The 18,760-nt window shown below is 66.6% G+C and carries 19 protein-coding genes; 4 read left to right on the top strand and 15 right to left on the bottom strand.

Annotated elements, in window-relative coordinates:
* Positions 1-214: 214 nt before the first annotated feature.
* From rbsK to CI15_RS19205, 7 genes are all read right to left on the bottom strand, one after another.
* A complete protein-coding gene (gene rbsK, locus CI15_RS19235) occupies positions 215-1,144 on the bottom strand; it encodes a ribokinase (protein WP_062129861.1) in 930 nt (309 codons plus the stop codon).
* A gap of 91 nt (positions 1,145-1,235) precedes the next feature.
* Positions 1,236-2,279 carry a LacI family DNA-binding transcriptional regulator gene (locus tag CI15_RS19230; protein WP_062129860.1) on the bottom strand — a complete coding sequence of 348 codons (1,044 nt, stop codon included), beginning with the start codon at positions 2,277-2,279 and terminating at the stop codon, positions 1,236-1,238.
* A gap of 124 nt (positions 2,280-2,403) precedes the next feature.
* Positions 2,404-3,483 carry an ABC transporter permease gene (locus CI15_RS19225; RefSeq protein ID WP_062129859.1) on the bottom strand — a complete coding sequence of 360 codons (1,080 nt, stop codon included), beginning with the start codon at positions 3,481-3,483 and terminating at the stop codon, positions 2,404-2,406.
* Positions 3,480-5,075 (bottom strand): sugar ABC transporter ATP-binding protein, encoded by a 1,596-nt coding sequence (locus CI15_RS19220; protein WP_062129858.1) that lies wholly within the window; start codon positions 5,073-5,075, stop codon positions 3,480-3,482. Before CI15_RS19220 ends, CI15_RS19225 begins: the two co-directional genes overlap by 4 nt.
* Positions 5,076-5,430: 355 nt before the next feature.
* The gene (locus tag CI15_RS19215; protein WP_062129857.1) at positions 5,431-6,405 is read right to left on the bottom strand and encodes a sugar ABC transporter substrate-binding protein; all 975 of its coding nucleotides are present in this window, start codon (positions 6,403-6,405) and stop codon (positions 5,431-5,433) included.
* 324 nt (positions 6,406-6,729) lie between these two features.
* The gene (corA, locus tag CI15_RS19210; RefSeq protein ID WP_062129923.1) at positions 6,730-7,707 is read right to left on the bottom strand and encodes a magnesium/cobalt transporter CorA; all 978 of its coding nucleotides are present in this window, start codon (positions 7,705-7,707) and stop codon (positions 6,730-6,732) included.
* 179 nt (positions 7,708-7,886) lie between these two features.
* Positions 7,887-8,402 (bottom strand): hypothetical protein, encoded by a 516-nt coding sequence (locus CI15_RS19205; RefSeq protein WP_062129856.1) that lies wholly within the window; start codon positions 8,400-8,402, stop codon positions 7,887-7,889.
* 243 nt (positions 8,403-8,645) lie between these two features.
* Here CI15_RS19205 and cydX point away from each other — a divergent pair, with 243 nt between their 5' ends.
* Entirely contained in the window at positions 8,646-8,789 is a 144-nt protein-coding gene (gene cydX / locus CI15_RS35040; RefSeq protein ID WP_063910547.1) for a cytochrome bd-I oxidase subunit CydX, read from the top strand.
* On the top strand, positions 8,786-9,367 hold the full coding sequence (locus tag CI15_RS19195) for a P-loop nucleotide/nucleoside kinase family protein (protein ID WP_062129854.1): 582 nt from the start codon (positions 8,786-8,788) through the stop codon (positions 9,365-9,367). Before cydX ends, CI15_RS19195 begins: the two co-directional genes overlap by 4 nt.
* A gap of 132 nt (positions 9,368-9,499) precedes the next feature.
* Here the strand turns inward: CI15_RS19195 and CI15_RS19190 are convergent, their stop codons facing one another.
* Both CI15_RS19190 and CI15_RS19185 read right to left on the bottom strand, forming a co-directional pair.
* The gene (locus CI15_RS19190) at positions 9,500-10,597 is read right to left on the bottom strand and encodes a saccharopine dehydrogenase family protein (protein WP_062129853.1); all 1,098 of its coding nucleotides are present in this window, start codon (positions 10,595-10,597) and stop codon (positions 9,500-9,502) included.
* Between the two features lie 235 nt (positions 10,598-10,832).
* Entirely contained in the window at positions 10,833-11,291 is a 459-nt protein-coding gene (locus tag CI15_RS19185; protein ID WP_008922942.1) for an Lrp/AsnC family transcriptional regulator, read from the bottom strand.
* Positions 11,292-11,611: 320 nt separating this feature from the next.
* Between CI15_RS19185 and CI15_RS19180 the strand changes: the two genes are divergently transcribed.
* Positions 11,612-12,133 (top strand): Spy/CpxP family protein refolding chaperone, encoded by a 522-nt coding sequence (locus CI15_RS19180; protein ID WP_062129852.1) that lies wholly within the window; start codon positions 11,612-11,614, stop codon positions 12,131-12,133.
* 199 nt (positions 12,134-12,332) lie between these two features.
* Positions 12,333-12,770, top strand: coding sequence for a PGDYG domain-containing protein (locus CI15_RS19175; RefSeq protein WP_062129851.1), 438 nt, complete (start codon positions 12,333-12,335; stop codon positions 12,768-12,770).
* A gap of 30 nt (positions 12,771-12,800) precedes the next feature.
* Here the strand turns inward: CI15_RS19175 and CI15_RS19170 are convergent, their stop codons facing one another.
* From CI15_RS19170 to CI15_RS19145, 6 genes are all read right to left on the bottom strand, one after another.
* Positions 12,801-13,166, bottom strand: coding sequence for a DUF3022 domain-containing protein (locus tag CI15_RS19170; RefSeq protein ID WP_062129850.1), 366 nt, complete (start codon positions 13,164-13,166; stop codon positions 12,801-12,803).
* Positions 13,167-13,272: 106 nt separating this feature from the next.
* Positions 13,273-14,166 carry a YhfC family intramembrane metalloprotease gene (locus tag CI15_RS19165; RefSeq protein WP_062129849.1) on the bottom strand — a complete coding sequence of 298 codons (894 nt, stop codon included), beginning with the start codon at positions 14,164-14,166 and terminating at the stop codon, positions 13,273-13,275.
* An 84-nt stretch (positions 14,167-14,250) separates the two neighbouring features.
* Entirely contained in the window at positions 14,251-15,339 is a 1,089-nt protein-coding gene (locus CI15_RS19160) for a LacI family DNA-binding transcriptional regulator (RefSeq protein WP_062129848.1), read from the bottom strand.
* A gap of 54 nt (positions 15,340-15,393) precedes the next feature.
* A complete protein-coding gene (locus CI15_RS19155; protein ID WP_062129847.1) occupies positions 15,394-16,359 on the bottom strand; it encodes a 2-hydroxyacid dehydrogenase in 966 nt (321 codons plus the stop codon).
* On the bottom strand, positions 16,359-17,648 hold the full coding sequence (locus tag CI15_RS19150) for an MFS transporter (RefSeq protein ID WP_062129846.1): 1,290 nt from the start codon (positions 17,646-17,648) through the stop codon (positions 16,359-16,361). Before CI15_RS19150 ends, CI15_RS19155 begins: the two co-directional genes overlap by 1 nt.
* Positions 17,649-17,769: 121 nt before the next feature.
* On the bottom strand, positions 17,770-18,753 hold the full coding sequence (locus CI15_RS19145) for a sugar kinase (RefSeq protein ID WP_062129845.1): 984 nt from the start codon (positions 18,751-18,753) through the stop codon (positions 17,770-17,772).
* Positions 18,754-18,760 lie beyond the last annotated feature (7 nt).

Genomic DNA, 18,760 nt, shown 5'->3' with positions numbered 1-18,760 from the left:
TCACCGTTTACGGCAGCACTTAGGTGCGACTTGAAGCATTTAAAAGGTATGAAGAAAGACGTTGAAAGCTTTTGAAAGCAACTTGACTTGAGATGGGGCAGTTGCCGCGCGTTGTTGCAGCGCGGGAGGACTCGTCCAGGCACCCGTTTTGAGATGTGCGCGGCGCGCGCCTGGGTGGTAGAGCGAGCTTTGAAGTCGCGCGTCGCGACGGCATTCAGCCGAAAGCGTCGACCTCGGCGCGCGTCGGAATCGACGGCTGCGCGCCCGCACGTGTCACCGACAGCGCGGCGGCGCGCTGTGCGAAGCGGATCGCCGTTTCGACGCTCGCGCCCTGGGCGAGCTGTGCCGCGAAGCCGCCGATGAAGGTGTCGCCGGCCGCGGTCGTGTCGACCGCGGCGACGCGTGGCGCGTCGTACAGCATGGCGACGGCGCCTTCGAGCGCCGCGTGCACGCCGCGCGCACCGAGCGTAACCAGCACGTTGCGCGCGCCGGCCGCGCGCAGCGCAGCGGCGGCCTGTGCGGCGTCGTTGGGCGAATCGACGGGCAGACCGCTCAGCGCGGCCGCTTCGAGTTCGTTCGGAATCAGGTAGTCGATCAGCGGCAGCCAGTCGGCCGGCAAGGGTCCGGTGGCGGGAGCGGGGTTCAGGATCACTATCTTGCCGAGCCGCCGCGCCGCGGCGAGCGCCGCGCGCACCGCTTCGGTCGGCGTCTCGAGCTGGCAGATCACGACATCGGCGGCGGCCAGCGTCGCTTCGTGTCGCGCGATCGTCGCGGGGGTCACCTCGCCGTTGCTGCCCGCGACGATCACGATCGTGTTCTGGCTCGCGTCGTCGACGACGATCAGCGCCACACCGCTCGGCTCGCCGCCGGTTTCGAGCGCCGCGCAGTCGATGCGCTCGGCTTGGAGGCCCGCGCGCAGCTGCGCGCCGTTCGCATCGGCGCCGACGCAGCCGAGCATCGACACCAGCGCGCCGAGCCGCGCGGCGGCCACGGCCTGATTGCCGCCCTTGCCGCCCGCGACCTGCGCGAACGTGCGGCCGGCCAGCGTCTCACCCGGCTGCGGCAGACGCGGCGAGCGCACCACGAGGTCCATGTTCAGACTGCCGACCACGGTCACGCGTGCGCGTATTGGGTTGCTTGCCACTTCAGTGCCCTCCGTTGCGAGGCGGGTGGAGTTGCCTTGCCGATGCGCGTCTCCCACCTGCGGCCCAGCATGCGGCCCGGTATGCAACCCATCAAGCCGCCAGATCGCGCTGTCCTTCCTCCACCCAGGTCGCGGTGGATTCGCGCACGATCAGCCGCGGCGACACCACGTGGCGGCGCGCGGGCGCCCGCACCGGGTTATGCGACGACGCCTCGGCGATCCGGGCGATCAGCGTCTGCGCGGCGGTGTCGCCGAGCGCGCGCACCGACTGCCCAACCGTCGACAGCGACGGGAACGTGAAGCGGCCCAGCTCGATATCGTCGAAACCGATGATCGAACAGTCGCGCGGCACGCTGATATTGCGCTCCGCCGCCGCGCGCAACGCGCCGATGCCCATCATGTCGTTGCCCGCGAAAATCGCCGACGGTCTGATCGTGTCGAACAGCTGCGCGGCCGCCCGGTGTCCGCCCGTGCCCGAAAAATCGCTTTCGACGATCGCATCGGCCGCAATCTCGATGCCGCGCTCGGCCATCGCGCGAATGAAGCCGTGCACGCGCATCGCGCTGACCGCGGTCTCCACCGGCCCCGTGATGCAGCCGATACGCACATGCCCCAGTTCGAGCAGATGACGGGTGGCCAGATACGCGCCCTTCTCGTGATCGATCTGCACGAGGTCCGCGCTGATCCCCTCGATGTTGCGGTCCACCACGACGAGCGGCTCGCGCGAGTCGGCGAGCGTCTGCGCCAGCACCGCGTCGTCGCCGGCGGACGCGACGATCAGCCCGTCGATGCGCTTTTCCTGTAGCACGCGCAGATAGCTGCGCTGTTTCGCGGGGTCATCGTCGGAGTTGCAGAAGAATACGCAGTAGCCGTTGCGTGCGCAGCCGTCCTCGATGCCCCGCGCGAGCTCCGCGAAGTACGGATTCGTGGCGTTCGGCACCACCAGTCCGATCGTCGCGGTGGCGCGCGCCTTCAGCGAACGCGCCACCGCCGACGGCACATAGTGCAGTTGACGGATCGCGTGCTCGACTTTCGCGCGCACATCGGCCGACACCGGTCGCGAGTTGTTCACGACATGCGATACCGTCGTGAACGACACACCCGCCACAGCCGCTACATCCTTGATCGTCGCCATATTCTGTTGCTCTCCTACTACCGTTGTTTCCGGCCGGCCGCGCCGACTGGCGCTCCACCGGACGTCTTCATAGAAGACAGACCACTCTCATACATCCATTCATCACTGCACCGCAGCGCACACCTCAGGCGCGTTTGCGGCGGCTGCGGTAAGTATCGAGCACCACCGCCACCACGATCACCGCGCCGGTGATCATGCGCTTGGTCGGCTCGTTCGCGCCGATCTGCGCGAGTCCCGCCGCCAGCACCGAAATGATCAACACGCCAAAGAACGTGCTGATCACCGAACCGCGCCCGCCCATCAAACTCGTGCCGCCAATTACCACCGCCGCGATCACCTGCAGTTCCACGCCGACGCCCGCATTCGGATCCGCCGCCTCGAGCCGCGAGATCTGAAACAGCGCCGCGAGTCCCGACAGCGCGCCCATCAGCGCGAACACGATCACCTTGTACGGCCGCGGATTGACGCCCGCGAGCCGCACCGCTTCCTCGTTGGTGCCGATGCCGACGAGATAGCGCCCGAACACCGTGCGCGTCAGCACCAGTTGCGCGATCACCATCACCGCGACCGCGATCAGGAAGGCCGGCGAGATGCCGAGCGCGAGCGGGTTCGACAGGAAGTCGAACGCGTCGCCGATATACGCGGTGCGCGAATTGGTCATCTGATACGCCAGGCCGCGCGCCGCCTCGAGCACGCCGAGCGACACGATGAACGACGGAATCCGCCAGGCCACCGTCACCGCGCCGGTCACGGTACCGGTCAGCGCCGCGACCGCGACACCGAGCAGCGCGCCCGCGGCCGGCCCCCAGCCCCACTTCAGCGTCACCACGCTGACCACCGAGGCGCCCAGCGCGAGCACCGAGCCCACCGACAGATCGATCCCCGCGATGATCAGCACGAAGGTCATGCCGACCGACATCACGACGAGATCGGGAATCTGGTTCGCGATCGTGCTGAACGTGTCGTAGGTCAGAAAGTGCGAACTCAGCAGCGAGAACAGCACGATCATCGCGAGCAGCGCGCCGGCGAGACCCAGGTAGTTCGAAAAGCCGAGCCGCGTGCCGGCCGGCTTGCCGCTCGCAAGCGGTGCCGACGGGTCGGCGGGCGGCGTCAGACCGGGCGCGTCCGGCGCACCCGCCTGCCGGTCGCCCGGCTGGCCGTCCTGTTTGACGCCTGCCGCCTCGCGCCACGATCGATCAGTCATGACAGACTCCCTGCTTCGTTGGCGTGGTGCGTGTGCAGCATCGCCTCGCGGCCGCGGTAGCCGGCGAACGCGGCCGCGAGCAGCGCATCCTGGCTCCAGCTCCCGCGCTCGAACACGCCCGTCATGCTGCCCGCGGACATCACGCCGATCCGGTCGCAGATCAGCATCAATTCGCGCAGATCGCTCGACACTACGACGAGCGCGCGGCCGTCGCGAGCGAGCGCGCCCATCAGGCCGTAAATATCGAACTTCGCGCCGACGTCGATGCCGCGCGTCGGTTCGTCGAACAGCAGCACGCGGCAGTCGCGCGCGAGCCAGCGGCCGATCACGACCTTCTGCTGGTTGCCGCCCGAGAGCTCGGCGACGATCTGCGCGGGCCCCGAGCTGCGAATCCGCATCGCCGCGATCTGTGTCTGGGCGAGCGCGTTTTCACGCTTCGCGTCGACCACGCCGTGCCGCGCGACGCTGCCGAGATTGCCGAGCGACACGTTGGCCGCGATCGGCTGCGGCAGCAGCAGGCCTTCGCCCTTGCGGTCTTCGGTGATCAGCGCGATGCCCGCGCGCACCGCGTCCGCCGGCGAGTCGATCCGCACCGGGGTGGGCGCGGCACCCGGCGTCGCGGCGAGCGACACGCTGCCGCCGTCCTTCTGATCGGCACCGTAGATGAGCCGCATCAGTTCCGTGCGGCCCGCGCCGATCAGGCCGCTCACGCCGAAAATCTCGCCCGCGCGCACCTCGAACGACACGTCGCGCACGACCTTGCCGCGCGCGAGCCGCTCCACTTTCAACAGCGGCGCGCCGATGTTGCGCTCGCCGAGATCGATATGCTCGCCGAGCTCGCGGCCGACCATCCACGTAACGATCTGCTCGCTCGTCAGGTTCGCCATCGCGTCGACGTGGACGAGGCGGCCGTCGCGCAGCACCGCGAGCCGTTCGGCGACGCGCGCCAGCTCCTCGAGCCGGTGCGAGATATAGACCAGCGCGACGCCGCGCGCCTTCAGTTGCTCGATCTGCTCGAACAGCAGATCGACCTCGCGCGCGGTCAGCATCGCGGTCGGTTCGTCGAGGATCAGCACGCGGCAGTCGTCGATCAGGTTGCGGGCGATTTCGACCATCTGCTGATGACCGATGCCGAGTTCGCCGACCAGCGTGTCGGGATCGATCGCGTCGAGCCCGACCTGCGCCATCGCCTCGCGCGCGTTCTGGCGCAGCGTGCGGCGATCGATCCAGCCGAAGCTGAACGCACCCGCGCGCGGCAGCCGATTCAGAAACAGGTTCTCGGCGACCGACAAAGTGGGCAGCAGATTCAGCTCCTGCATCACCATGCGCACGCCGAGCGCCTCGGCCGCGGTACGGCTCGCGGGCGCGTACGGCGCGTCGGCGAGCCGCATCGTGCCCGCGCTCGGCTCGACCAGCCCGCCGATGATCTTCGACAGCGTGCTCTTGCCCGCGCCGTTCTCGCCGGTCAACGCCAATACCTCGCCTGCTCGCAGCGACAGCGATACGTCGGCGAGCACCGGTTCGGCATAGGTCTTGCCGATGCCGCTGACGGTCAGTACGACAGGCAAGGCGTCGTGGTCGGTCGAATCCATCGCGCTCCTGGTTGCATGGCGCCTCTGGCGCCGTCGTGGCGCTTTGTCAGCCCGCTGCGCTTGCCGCACCGCGAACCGCCCCCGGCTGCCACGAGTCATGCCGGGCCACTACGCGGAATGCGCAGGTGCTTTCGGCCGCGCTTCCTCTCACCACGCGAGCCGCCGTCATGACGCTTATCTCTGGAATTAACGGCGGCGCCGCGGGATTCTTGAGCGTTCGTTGAATAAAAGCGACACACCGGCTTGCCGGTGTGTCCTGGAAGTGCGTGCCGCTCGCACGCTCCATGGTGGCTTTTGCGGCTCGCCGGGCGCTCCGACAGTGCCCGGCGACTGCTTCCCGCCGGGCGCCGCGCGCTTACTTCAGGGTGTCCTTCGTCACCAGATCGACCGGTGTTTCGACGACGCCCGACAGCTGCGACTGCTTCTTGCCTTCGCTCAGCGCCTTCAACGCGGTATCGATGCCGAATACAGCCTGCTTCGCCGCGTACTGGTCGGCGGTGGCCAGCACACGGCCGTCCTTCAGCATCGGATGGATCGCGTTGATGTTGTCGTAGCCGACCACCAGCACCTTGCCCTGCTTGCCGGCCGCGCGCACCGCCGACACGGCGCCGATCGCCATGTTGTCGTTGCCGGCGAGCAGCGCCTTCAGATTCGGATACTCGTTGAGCATGGCCGAGGCGACCGCGTTGCCCTTGTCGATTTCCCACTCGCCCGACTGCACCGACACGACCTTCGCGCCGACCGTCTGCATCGCGTCCTTGAAGCCGGCGGTGCGCTGCTGCGCGTTGGTGGTGGTCGACACGCCTTCGAGGATGCCGACTTCGTCGCCCGACTTCAGCTGCTTCGCGAGGTAGTCGCCGACCATGCGCGCGCCCTTGCGGTTGTCGGGGCCGACGAACGGCACGTTGAGGTCTTTCGACTTCAGCACGTCCTGATCGAGCCGGTTGTCGATATTGACGACGATGATGCCCGCGTCCACCGCCTTCTTGACGACCGGCACGAGCGCCTTCGAATCGGCCGGCGCGAGCACGATCGCGTCGACCTTCGAGACGATCATCTGCTCGACGATGCGGATCTGGTTGGCGGTGTCGGTTTCGTCCTTGATGCCGTTCGTGATCAGGTCGAACTTGCCGGGGTTGTGCTTCTGGTAGTCCTTCGCGCCGGTCTCCATGGTCAGGAAGAACTCGTTGGCGAGCGACTTCATCACGAGCGCGACCTTGGGCTTATGAGCCGGCGCGTTCTGCGCGTAGGCGGCGGAAAAAGGCAGGACGGCGGAGGCGGTGGCGAGAACTGCGGCGGCAAGAATGCGACGGCGGGTTCGATGGCTCATGCGTATCTCCAGGTTATCAGGCTCGCGGCCGAGCCGTATTTTTTGTGATGCGCAAACGTTTGCGAGGGCTATTCTCGGCGCAAGCCTTTCGGAATGTCAACGAATCGCGGTGCTGCAATGCACCGCCGCGCGGCTTGCGCGGCGCCGCAATGCGTTCGGTCGATCCGGGCAGCGTGCGGCAAGGTTCCCTCGCTCGGTCCGTGCAGTCGATAGCGCCTGGGCGCCGCACGCGATGTGACGCGATGCGACGCACAGGCTGCTTATGCTGGCCTGGGATCGCGCGCGCCGCAAGCGAAACCGCGAGGAATTTGAAAGGTGCGCCCGCTACAGCCAGCCGGCCTTGCGAAAGCGCCGGTACAGCACGAAGTCGATGGCGAGCATCACGATCAGAACGACCGGATAGCCGAACTTGAAATGCAGCTCGGGGATGCGCTCGAAGTTCATCCCGTAGATGCCGGCGATCATCGTCGGCACCGCGAAAAGCGCCGCGAACGAGCCGAGCCGCTTGGTGATTTCGCTCTCGGCGAGCGAGATCATGCCGAGGTTCACCTGCACCGCCGTGACGACGATTTCGCGGCGCCCCTCGATGGTCCTGACGATCCGGTCGAGGTGGTCGTAGACATCGCGGAAGTACGCCTGCATGCCCGAGCAGATGCTCGGAATGCGCCCGCCCGTCAGTTTGCCGATCGCTTCCTGCAGCGGCCCGATATGGTGCTGCAGCAGCACGAGGCGGCGCTTCATCGAGTACAGATCCTCGATGATCGCGCGCGAGGCGGCCGAATCGCTCTTTTCGAAGATGCGGTCCTCGAGCTTTTCGAGCTCGGCGCTCATCGCCTCGATGACCGGAAAATAGCGGTCGACCACATCGTCGAGCAACGCGTACAGCACGAACGCCGAGCCCTCCTTCAGCAGATGCGGCTCATGCTCGCAGCGCGCCCGCACCCGCTGAAAACCGACGCGCGTGCCGCGGCGCACCGACAGCACATAGTTGCTGCCAACGAACACGTCGACTTCGCCGATCACGAATCCGCCGTCGTCGTCCAACTCGACCGTGTGCATCACGGTAAACAGCGACTCGCCGTACTCCTCGATTTTCGGGCGCTGATGGCCTAGTTGCGCGTCTTCGATCGCGAGCTCGTGCAGATTGAATTCGTCTTTCATCGCCGCGAGTTCGTCGGGGTCCGGGTCTTTCAACGCGACCCAGACGAAGCATTCGGGTCGCGCGACGTAGTCGCTGATGCTGTCGATATCGATGTCAGCGAGTTTCCGGCCGTCCTGATAGGCGGCGCAATTGATCAGCATGTTCGAATTACCTTGCAGACGAAAGCAGACCGCGCCGCTGTCTCGCGTAAGCAGTGCGTAAGACGGGTGGCCGGTCTGCGTGAACGGGCAGGCACGCTTGCGGACCGCGTGCATCAGCCGCAATGTTAAGGCGCGATGCGTAAGCCGCGCGTATCCAATTGTTAATGATCGACGGCATGCTACTGCGCGACCCGGTGAATGCCGATACGGTGATCGTCGTTGAACGTGACCGAGGCGCGGTTGGTGTAGCGCGGATCGGCGGTCACCAGGAAGTTCAGCTCGATGACGGGGTCGAACTGCGTCGACACGCCGATCCGATGCGTGCCGGGCGGCAGATAGAAGACCACGTGCTCGCCGTTCATCAGGTCGGTCACCCGCTCGCCGTCGATATAGACGAGCGCATTGCGGAAGCGCACGATCACGTCGCGCGAACGCTCGCGCCGCACGTCGACGGCGACGAGACCGGGACCCGGTTGCGTATAGCCCTGTCTGACGATGCGCTCGGCGGGCACCGGCTTGAACGGCACCGGCTCGGCCGGCGTCGACGCGCAGCCGGCCACCGCCAGCACCGCCAGCACCGCCAGCACCGCCAGCACCGCCAGCACCACGAGCGCGACGCATGCGGCCAGCGAGGCGCCACGCGCGGAACCGACAATCCGTGCGGCTCGGCCGCGGCAAGACAGGCGCATCGGCATGCTGGTTCTCCCGTGTTCTTGAATTTTCCTGATCGTGGCCCGGCTTTCCGACTGTTCCGCATCATAGCAACGCGCGGTCATTACCCCAGCCTGGGATCACGGGCTCGGGCGCCGCGCCTCTTGCATGGCGCGGCGTTCTTCTTCATGATCGTCGCAAAGGCGGCCGCGCTGCCGGCTGGCCGCCGTTTTTTGCCGGCATGCCTGTCGATCCGCGTCGCCGGACGCTCGATCAAGGAGACTGCGATGTGGTACTTCACCTGGATTCTCGGCGTGGGCGTGGCGCTTGGCTTCGGCATCATCAACGTGATGTGGCTCGAGACCAACGGCAAGTTCGCGCGCGACCCACAGCCCGATGCCGCCGCACCGCGTGAGGACAAGCCTGCGTGAGTTTGCTGGTTTTCTTTTGCGGTCACGCGGGCACGGGCAAGACGACGCTGGCGAAAAACCTGCTCGGCCCGCTGATGAGCGCGAGCGGCACCCCCTTCTGCCTGCTCGACAAGGACACGCTTTACGGCAGCTACAGCGCGGCCGCGATCGCGATGCTGAGTGGCGATCCGAACGATCGCGACAGCCCCCTGTTCCTCCAGCATCTGCGCGACCCGGAGTATCGCGGTCTCATCGATACCGCGCGCGACAATCTCGAACTGGGCGTGAGCACGCTGGTCGTCGGTCCGCTCTCGCGCGAGGTGCGCGAGCGGCGCCTGTTCGATCATGCGTGGCTCGGCGTCGCGCCAGAGGTGACGTTGCGCGTCGTGTGGGTGCAGACGTCGGAGGACGTGGCGCGCCAGCGGATCATCGCGCGCGCGAATCCGAACGATGCGTACAAGCTCGCGCACTGGGACGACTATCGGCGCCGCCGCTTCGAGCCGAGCGGCGCGAGCCGCGCGGGTCTGCTGATATTCGACAATACCGCGCCGACCTCGGCGGACCACGAAGCGCTCGTTGCGCGGATCGTGGCTCGGTGAAACAGCCCACTCCCCTACTCGTCCGACAACGATGCTCGCCCGGCGATGGGCTGAAAAAACGAAAATCCCCGTACGTCACCGACCGTACGGGGATTGTCATGGGCGGCTAGCGATCAGCGGATCGCGGCAGCCTCAAACCGTCGCCACCGCCTCCAGCGACTGGCCTTCGTACAGCTTGCCGAAGCGGTTCGAGAGGAAATCGCCGAGCGACACCTGCTCCTGCCGCACGAAGCCTTTTTGCGGCAGCTTGCGCTCGCGGAACAGATCGAGCACCGCGCACATCGCGCCGGCGGTCGTGATCTGGATCGCGCTCATCGGCACACCGCAGACTGTCTTCGCGAAGATCTTGCGGGTGAACACCTCCTGCACGAGCTGACCGTCGCGCATGCCGCTCACCGTGATGAACACCAGCACGACGTCCTGCGCGGTCGCCGGCACCGAGCGGCGCATGATCGTCTTCAGCGTATCGCGGTCGCTCGACAGACGCAGGTCCTCCAGCAGGAACTGCATCAGGTTGCGATGACCGGGATAGCGCACCGACTTGTAGTCGAGCGATTCGACGCGGCCCGACAGCGTTTCGCACAGTGTGCCCAGACCGCCGGACGTATTGAACGCTTCGTACTCGGTGCCGTCGAGCGAGAAATGCTCGAGGCCTTCGAGCGGCTGCACCCACTGCGTGCGGCTGTCGCGGATCGCCTCGCACGGCTGACAGTACTCGTTGATCAGACCGTCGACGCTCCACGTCAGGTTGTACTTCAGCGCATTGGTCGGAAACTCGGGCAGCGCGCCGACGCGCATTTTCACGTCGCGGATTTCCGTGAAGCGATTGGCGAGCTCGTGCGCGGCAATGCCGATGAAACCCGGCGCAAGACCGCACTGCGGCATGAACGCGTGATCGGCATCTTCGGCGATCGCGCGGATCGCGTGCGTCGCGCGCACGTCCTCGGTCAGGTCGAAGTAATGGACGCCCGCGCCCTTCGCGGCCGATGCGACGTTGACCGCGAGGTAGTACGGCAGTGCGTTGATCAGCACGTCGAAACCCTGGATCGCGGCGCGCAGCACGGCGGCGTCGGCGGAATCGATGCGGCGGGTCGGAATGCCCTGGGCGGCGAGCTTGTCGAGCGCATGCTGATCGCGGTCGAACGCGACGACTTCATAGTCGCCCGTCTCGCGCAGCATATGGGCAATGGTGTGACCGATCAGACCTGCGCCAACGATAGCTACTTTCATCTGCTTCTCCTTGTTATCCATGTGCTGTCTCTGAGCTTGGGAAGTGCGCCGCGTGTTGCGCGCGGCGCCTGCGGGCCGAACCCTTGAACGACAGTGTAGGAAGAAGCAAAAACAGTTCATACGCGCAAAATGCTGCGGTATGACCATCAGGTTCGACGTTCCGACGAACCGATCAAACGATTCGTCGAAAAGTCGTAAAAAAGGCGTTAACGAGGGACTCGCAAAGTGCGCGGACTCACACCGTGCCGCGATCGATCTTGCGTGCAAGAATGATCGACGTCGTGGTCCGCTCGACGCCTTCGAGCCCGCCGATCTGATCGAGCAGATCGTTGAGCCGCTCGGGCGAATCGGCGCGCAGCCACGCCACATAGTCGAACTCGCCGCTCACCGCGCAGAGCAGCTGCACCTCGGGCATCTTGCCGAGGCGCTTCTGCACCGCCGGCCCGTGCTTCGGCGCGATGATGATGCCGACATACGCGACGATGCTCGAATCGAGCACGTCCTGGCCAAGCCGTACGCTGTAGCCGGCGATCACGTTGCTGCGCTCGAGCCGCGCGATGCGCGCGATCACGGTGGTGCGCGCCACGCCGAGTTGCCGCGCGAGATTCGCGACGCTCTCGCGCGCGTTGGCTTGCAGCAATGCAACGAGGTTGCGGTCGAGGTCGTCGAGCTGGTCGAGGCGCGGAGGTCTCATCGAAGGGGAAGGAAGTTGGTCTGGAATGTCGCGGATTATCGCGCGTCTGCGTCTGCAACGGCGCTGTGTCGCGGCGCGCCGTCACAAACGCGCGGCACACTGTGTCGGCGCACACGCCGCTCGGGCGCGAGCCGTTTCCCTTTCGTTTCGGTTGTAAGCGTTTGTCGCACAGGAACCGTATTGTAGGAATATCGTGTTACTAATAGCGGCGACGGGCGATTGCGGCGGCGGCTGACCGCGCGCCGCTATTCGCCGCTGGCGCGCGACGTCATCACCCGCCGCGCGCCGCGTCTCAATACGAACAGACATCAGGAGTTTCGATGAAAAAAGCACTGGTTATGCTGGCTACGGCCGTTTCGATGGGCGGCGCATTCGCCCAAACCGCCGCGCCGGCCGCGGCCCCGGACACCACCGCCTCGGCCTCCGCGGCCAAGGCCGGTCACGAACGCAACGTCGAAGACCGCATCACCTATCTGCACACGCAACTGAAGATCACGCCGGCGCAGGAAACGCAATGGAAGGCGTTCGCCGACGTCATGCGCAGCAACGGCGAAACGATGGGCCAGCTGTTCGAGCAGCGCAAGGCAGAAACCAACGTGAGCGCACTCGACGACATGAAACAGTACGCAACGATTGCGCAGGCGCATGCGGACGGCATGAAGAAGCTCGTCGATGCGTTCGAGCCGCTGTATGGCAGCCTGTCGCCTGAGCAGAAGAAGCTCGCCGACGCGACGTTCCACCGGGGCGGCCCCGAGGGTGGTCGCCATCGCGATCATCATGGCAAGGGCAAGGCCGGCAAGCCGGCGGCCGAAGCCGCCAGCGACGCGACCGCGAAGCCGTAACGACAGCGGGCGTCCGCAGCGCGATCGTCGCGTTGCGGACGACACGCCCCAAGCTCTCAAATCGCCCCGCCACCCCCATGCATCTGGCATGATTCGGGTGCGCGGCGGCTGCGCCGGCGCTGCGCGCGAGCGACTCCACACGCTCGGCGCATCGCGACAAGCCTCGCGCCAACGCCTCCCCTAACCTCCCATCCGCTTCATGACCGAACTCAGAAACATCGATCTGCGTGACGATCCGCACGCTCGACGCGTCGTCAAGGACGAAACGGTAAGCGTCGAATTCGCCGCCGCCGAAGGCCAGTTGATGAGCCTCGAAGGCCCGAACCGCTATGTGCAAGGCGATGCGCTGATCACCGGCTCGACGGGCGACCGCTGGGTCGTGTCGCGCGAGCGCTTCGACGCGAAGTACCTCCCCGCCGACGCCACGCTCGCGCACGGCGAACCCGGCGCCTATCGCAACCGCCCGGCGGTCGTGCTGGCGCGCCGGATGGACGAAGCCTTCTCGCTCGCCCGCTCGGCAAGCGGCGGCGACGTGCTGCACGGCGCGGCCGGCGACTGGGTCATGCAGTACGCGCCCGGCGACTATGGCGTCGTGCAGGCCGCGCGCTTCGCGAAGGTCTATCGTCTCGCGGATTGAAGCCGCGCCTGAATCCCCTCCAGCCGCGCGTCACGCGAACTCGTCACCGAGATCCACCGTGACTTCGCGCGGCACCGCCTCGCCGTTCGCGTACATCTCTTCGAGCGAGCCCAGACTGGCTTCGACGTACGCGCGCAAAACCGCAAAGCTGCGGCCGCGCAGCCGCGCCGGCATCGCGCGATAACGCGCGAGCGCCGCCGGGGCGATCGCGACCGTCATCACGATACGGCGCGCGGTCGAACCGAAGCGCATCGCTACCCAGTGGATCGTCAGCGTGGGCGTGCCGTCGTCGGCCGCACGCTCGACGAACTGCGTCTGCTCGGGAAACAGATCGCTGATGACGCGCGCGAGTTCGTCGAACTCCGGATGCGCACAGTCGTATTGGTAAGCTTCCATGAAGGCTGCCGGAAATTAGAGATGCGGAACAAGCGTAGGCGCATTTTAGAGAAACGCTGCGCGGATAGCGAGGCGCCTTTCACCGGCCGGTCAGCCGTTCATCCGCTCACGCCGTGACCGGTCGCCGGTAAGTCCGTATCAGCAGTCCCGCGACGCCCACCGCCGCCACCGCATAGAGTGCATCGACCGCCATGAGCGGCAGCAGCCCCGCCTGCGTCATCGCCGCGGGTACGTCGATCAGCGCGTGCACCACGATCGCGAGCGCCAGGATGCCACGCGAGCCAGCCCGCACGCCGCGCCACATCAGCACCGACAAGCCGATCTGGAATACCAGTGCAGCGATCCGTTCGAGCGCGAAGATGCCGGCCAGTTGCGGGCTCAGGCTCGCAAGAATCAGATGCACGCGCATCACCGCGTCGGCCGGCAGGTTGCCGAGATAACCGCCGAGCCGGCCGCGGTTTTCGAGAATCGCGAACACGAACCACTGGCACTGCACGAGCACGCCGACCATCCACGCTTCCGCGCCGCCGTGGCCGAGGCCGTAACTGAGCGCGGCACCATCGTCGCTGCGCAAGGCGGCGGTGCGCGGGTTGGCAATCGTGCCAGCGGTTGTGCTCGCGCTGGCATCCGCACCGGCGTTCGCGTCGAGGTTCGCCTTGGGGCGCGTCGCCGGACGCGCGGCCGCGCGCTTCACGAGCAGCCGCATGCCGACGAACCGCCCCACTTCCTCGCAAACGCCCGCGGCCAGCGCACCGTAGACGACGAACGCGAGCGGATGCGAAAGAAACGCCGCCGTCGTCTCGTTGCCGCGTAGCAGATAGTCGTTCAGCGCACGCTCGATCACCATCGCGAACAGCGCGAACACCGCGACGCCGGCGATCGCGTCGCGCGGCCTCAGCGCGAGCGATCGGCGCAACTGACGGTAGATCAGAAACGGTAACGCGGCGACGACGAGTGTGGCGAGCGCGAGGCTCGCGAGGGTAAGCGGTGACACGACCATGAGTATCCTTGCTGGGGTGCTTGCAATCGTCGGCGCGCAACTGCTGCGCGCCGCAGCCCCGAATGATCGCAGATTGACCGGGAATCAGCGCGCCGTCGACGCACGCACGATCAGTTCGCCCGGCAGCAGGCAGTCGCGCGCGCCCGTTTGCGCGCCCTCGATGCGCTCGTGCAGAAATTCGACCGCGCGATAACCGATGTCGTAGGTCGGCTGACGGATCGTCGTGATGCCGGCCAGTTCGGCCCAATCCGGATCGTCGATGGCAAGCAGCGCGACGCGGCTCTGCCAGTGCGCGCCGTAACGCGCGTTCAGATGCAGCGCGAGCCGCAACGCGACCGGCGCGTTGGCCGCGAACAGCGCGACGCGTGGGGATGCGGCGGCGGGTTCGATACCGTCTGCGCACCATGCGTCGATCGCACGATCCAGCTCCGCGAGGCCGCGCTCGCACGCCGCCTCATCGGCAAGATCGAGCACCAGCGTATGACCGCGCGCGCGGCCAGCGTCGCGCATCGCGCGATCGAACGCTTCGACGCGCTGTTGCCGCGAGCTGACCTGCGCGAACGGCTGCACGACGAACCAGATATGCTCGAAGCCTTGTTCGAGCAGATGCTGAGTGCCAAGTCCGGCGGCGGCGCCATTGTCGAGACCGACCATGTCGGCGACCAGCCCCTCCACGCGCCGGTCGACCAGCACCGCCGGAATCCCGCCCTCGCCGACCGGCCGCAAGGTCTCCTCGCGCACGCCGAGCGCATTGACGATCACGCCTTCCACGCGATACGTGGTCAGCAGTTGCAGATAGCGCCGCTCCATCTCGACTTCGTTCGCCGCATGGCAGATCAGCGGCATCAGGCCGAGCGCGTGGCACGCGGCCTCGACGCCTTGCAGCACTTCGACGGAGTAAGGATTGGTGAGGTCGGCGACCAGCATGCCGATCAGGCGGTTGCGGCCGCGCTTCAGGCCCCGCGCCATCTGATTCGGCTGATAGTCGAGCCGCGCGATGGCGGCCTCGATGCGCGCGCGCAGCTCGGGCGACAGCGCGCTGATCTCGCCGTTCAGATAGCGCGAGATGCTGGTCTTGCCGGTGCCGGCTTCGCGCGCGACATCGGTGATCGTGGCGCGACGCGTCGCCGGGGGCGACGCGCCGGGTGGCATGCCAGGCGGGGTCGTGTTCATTCGCTCATCGCTCGTGTCGGTCCGAGGGCGGCAGGCCACGCGCTGCCGTGCGACTCACTGCGCCAGCACTTCACGGTTGACGATGTTCATCGTCAAGGTGCCATCGAGCGCGGCGACCAGGTTCTCCGCCGCGTTGAGCGCCATCGCGTGACGGGTCTCGTGCGTCGCCGAGCCGATATGCGGCAGCGCGACCACGTTGGGCATCGAGAGCAATGGCGAGTCGGCCGGCAACGGTTCGGTGTCGAACACGTCGAGGCCCGCGGCGTGAATCGTGCCGTTGCGCAACGCTTCGATCAGCGCCGCTTCGTCGACGGTCGCGCCGCGTGAGGCGTTGATCAGGATCGCGCTCTTCTTCATCGCGCGCAATTCGGCCGCGCCGATCAGATGCCGCGTTGCTTGCGTGAGCGGCACCTGCAGACAAACGAAATCGGACTGCGCGAGCAAGTCAGCCAGCTCGACGCGCCGCGCGCCATACGCCTGTTCGGCCTTGGGGTTCGCGCTGCGGTTCGTGTACAGCACCTTCATGTTGAAGCCGAGTGCCGCGCGGCGCGCGACCGCGCCACCGATCCGCCCCAGCCCGACGATGCCGATCGTCTTGCCCTGCACGTCGAGCCCGAACTGCGCGGGCCCGATGCTGGCGCGCCACTGCCCCGCCTTGACCCAGTCGGCCAGCTCGACGACGCGCCGCGCCGACGCGAGGATCAGCGAGAACACGGTATCGGCGGTCGATTCGGTCAGCACGTCCGGCGTGTGCGCGAGCACGATGCCGCGGCGCGTGAGGTCGTCGACGTCGAACTGGTCGTAGCCGACCGAGATAGTCGACAGCGCCTTCAGCCGGCTCGCGCCTTCGAGCATCGCCGGCGTGATCGTCACGCTCGCGCCGATGCCGCCGTCGGCATCGCGCAGCGCGGCGACGAACGCATCATGCTGCGATGGATCGACCTGCACGACCTGCACATGCTGTTGCAGAAAGCCAAGCACATCCTCGGGCAGCGATTTCCAGGCGACGATCTTCTTCATCAGCTAATTTTCCTTGCGACGGTGGAACGAGCGGGGCCGCGTTGTTCGGCGGTGGCCGGCTTGACGGCGAGCGTCAGGATCACCGCGGCGACGAGCGCCACGCTCATGAATGCATACGATGCCGCCGGCGATCCGGTCGCGCCGTTCAGATAGCCGACCACGTACGAGCCGACGAACGAACCGAGCGCGCCCATGCTGTTGATCAGCGCCATCGCGCCGCCCGCGACGTTCTTCGGCAGCAGCTCCGGCACGATCGCGAAGAACGGCCCGTATGGCGCGTACATCGCGGCGCCCGCGATCACGAGCAACGCATACGAGCCCCAGAAATGCGTGGAGCCGAGCGCGTACGATGCCGCGAACGCCATCGCGCCGATCAGCAGGAACGGCCACACGAACACCTTGCGGCGGTTGAGTTTATCCGATGCCCACGAAGCTGCAAGCATCGCGATCGTTGCGGCCAGGTAAGGCAGCGCCGACAGCCAGCCGGTGTCGACCATGCTGAGCGTCGAGCCGTTCTTCAGGATCGACGGCAGCCACAGCACGAAGCCGTACACGCCGATGCTCCAGCAGAAATACTGCGCGCACAGCTTGATCACCGCGGGCGTGCGAAACGCCTCGCTGTAGTTGCGCACCGGCTTGATCGCAGCCTGCTCGGCGCGCAGGGTCTGCGCGAGCGTGTCCTTTTCCTGCTGCGTCAGCCACGACACCTGCTCGGGCTTGTCCTTCACGAGGAACCACCAGCAGACCGCCCAGATGATCGCGGGCACACCCTCGGCGATGAACATCTGCCGCCAGCCGAACGAATGCACGAGATAGCCCGACACGACCGACATCCACAGCACCGTGACCGGATTGCCGAGAATCAGGAACGTGTTGGCGCGCGAGCGCTCGCTTTTGGTGAACCAGTTGCTGATGAAGATCAGCATCGCCGGCATCACCGCGGCTTCGACGACGCCGAGCACGAAGCGGATCACCATCAGCGACGGGATGTTGCTGACCATCCCGGTCAACGCCGCGCAGCCGCCCCACAGAACGAGGCTCCAGAACACGAGCTTCTTCACGCTGCGGCGCTCGGCGTAGATCGCACCGGGAATCTGGAAGAAGAAATAGCCGAGGAAGAACAGCGCGCCGATCAACGACGCGAGCCCTTTGCTGATGCCGAGATCCTGGTTGATGCCGGCCGCGGCCGCGAAGCCGAAATTCGCGCGATCCAGATAGGCGAGGCTGTAGGTGATGAACACGATCGGCATGATCGTCCACCAGCGGCGAATCGCAAGCGATGAGGTCATGGAAGTCTCCTTGGACGGCGTCGTCCCGAATCAATGATGAAAAAGTTTGGGCGCGCTGCCGGCGCTCTTGCTTTAGTCGATGCTGGTGGCCGAGTTGGGCCGATCCTGAGGCCGGTCCGCCTCAGGCCGCGCTGGCGATGCCCGGCACGTCGGCGAGTTCGAGCGCGTCGAGTTCGGCGCGGCTCGGCAAACCTTCCGAATCGCCGATCACCTGGATCGCGAGCGCGCCGATCCGGTTGCCGCGCGCGACCGCTTGCGCCAGCGTGCGGCCTTCGAGCAGCGCGCTGATCACGCCGACCGCGAAGCCATCGCCCGCGCCGACCGTATCGACGACGTTCTCGACCGGGCGGCCGACGATCGTCGCGGCGTCGGTGGCGGTACGGTAATACGCGCCCTGTGCGCCGAGCTTGACGATCACGCCACGCGCGCCGCGCTCCAGATAGAACTTCGCGATGTCGTCCGGCTGCGTGTAGCCGGCCAGAATCTCGCCCTCGCCGATGCCGGGCAGCACCCAGTCGGCCAGCGCGGCGAGCGCGTTCAAGCCTTCGACCATCGCCGCGCGCGACGGCCATAGTGTCGGACGCAGGTTCGGGTCGAACGAGATGGTCTTGCCAGCTGCACGCATTTCGCGGGCCAGGTGGAACGCCAGTTCGCGCGAACTCGCCGAGATCGCCGGCGCGACGCCGGTCAGATGCAGATGGCGCGCGCTCAGCACGTAATCGGCGACGTAGTCGTCGCGCGACAGATGGCTCGCCGCCGAGCCCTTGCGGAAATATTCGACGGCCGGGTCGCTGCCGTCGTCGTTCTTCGACTTCAGCTGGAAGCCGGTTGGATAGCGCGCATCCGTGCTCACACAGCGCTGGTCGATGCCCTCTCTGGTCAGCGTGTCGCGCACGTACTGGCCGAACGAATCGTCGCCGACGCGGCTCATCCAGCCCACCCTGAAGCCGAGTCGTGACAGGCCGATCGCGACGTTCAGGTCCGCGCCGGCGATGCGCTTCGTGAACTGCCCGACGCCCGCGAGCGGGCCGGTTTCGGCGGCGACGAACATCGCCATCGCTTCGCCGTAGGTGATCACGTCGAGTGCGGGGTATGGGTGGGTCATGCTGGGC

This window comes from Paraburkholderia monticola (assembly GCF_001580545.1).
GTDB classification, from domain to species: Bacteria; Pseudomonadota; Gammaproteobacteria; order Burkholderiales; family Burkholderiaceae; genus Paraburkholderia; species Paraburkholderia monticola.
Note: the sequence above shows the minus strand (reverse complement) of the source record. Positions and strands in the feature narration are given on the sequence as shown.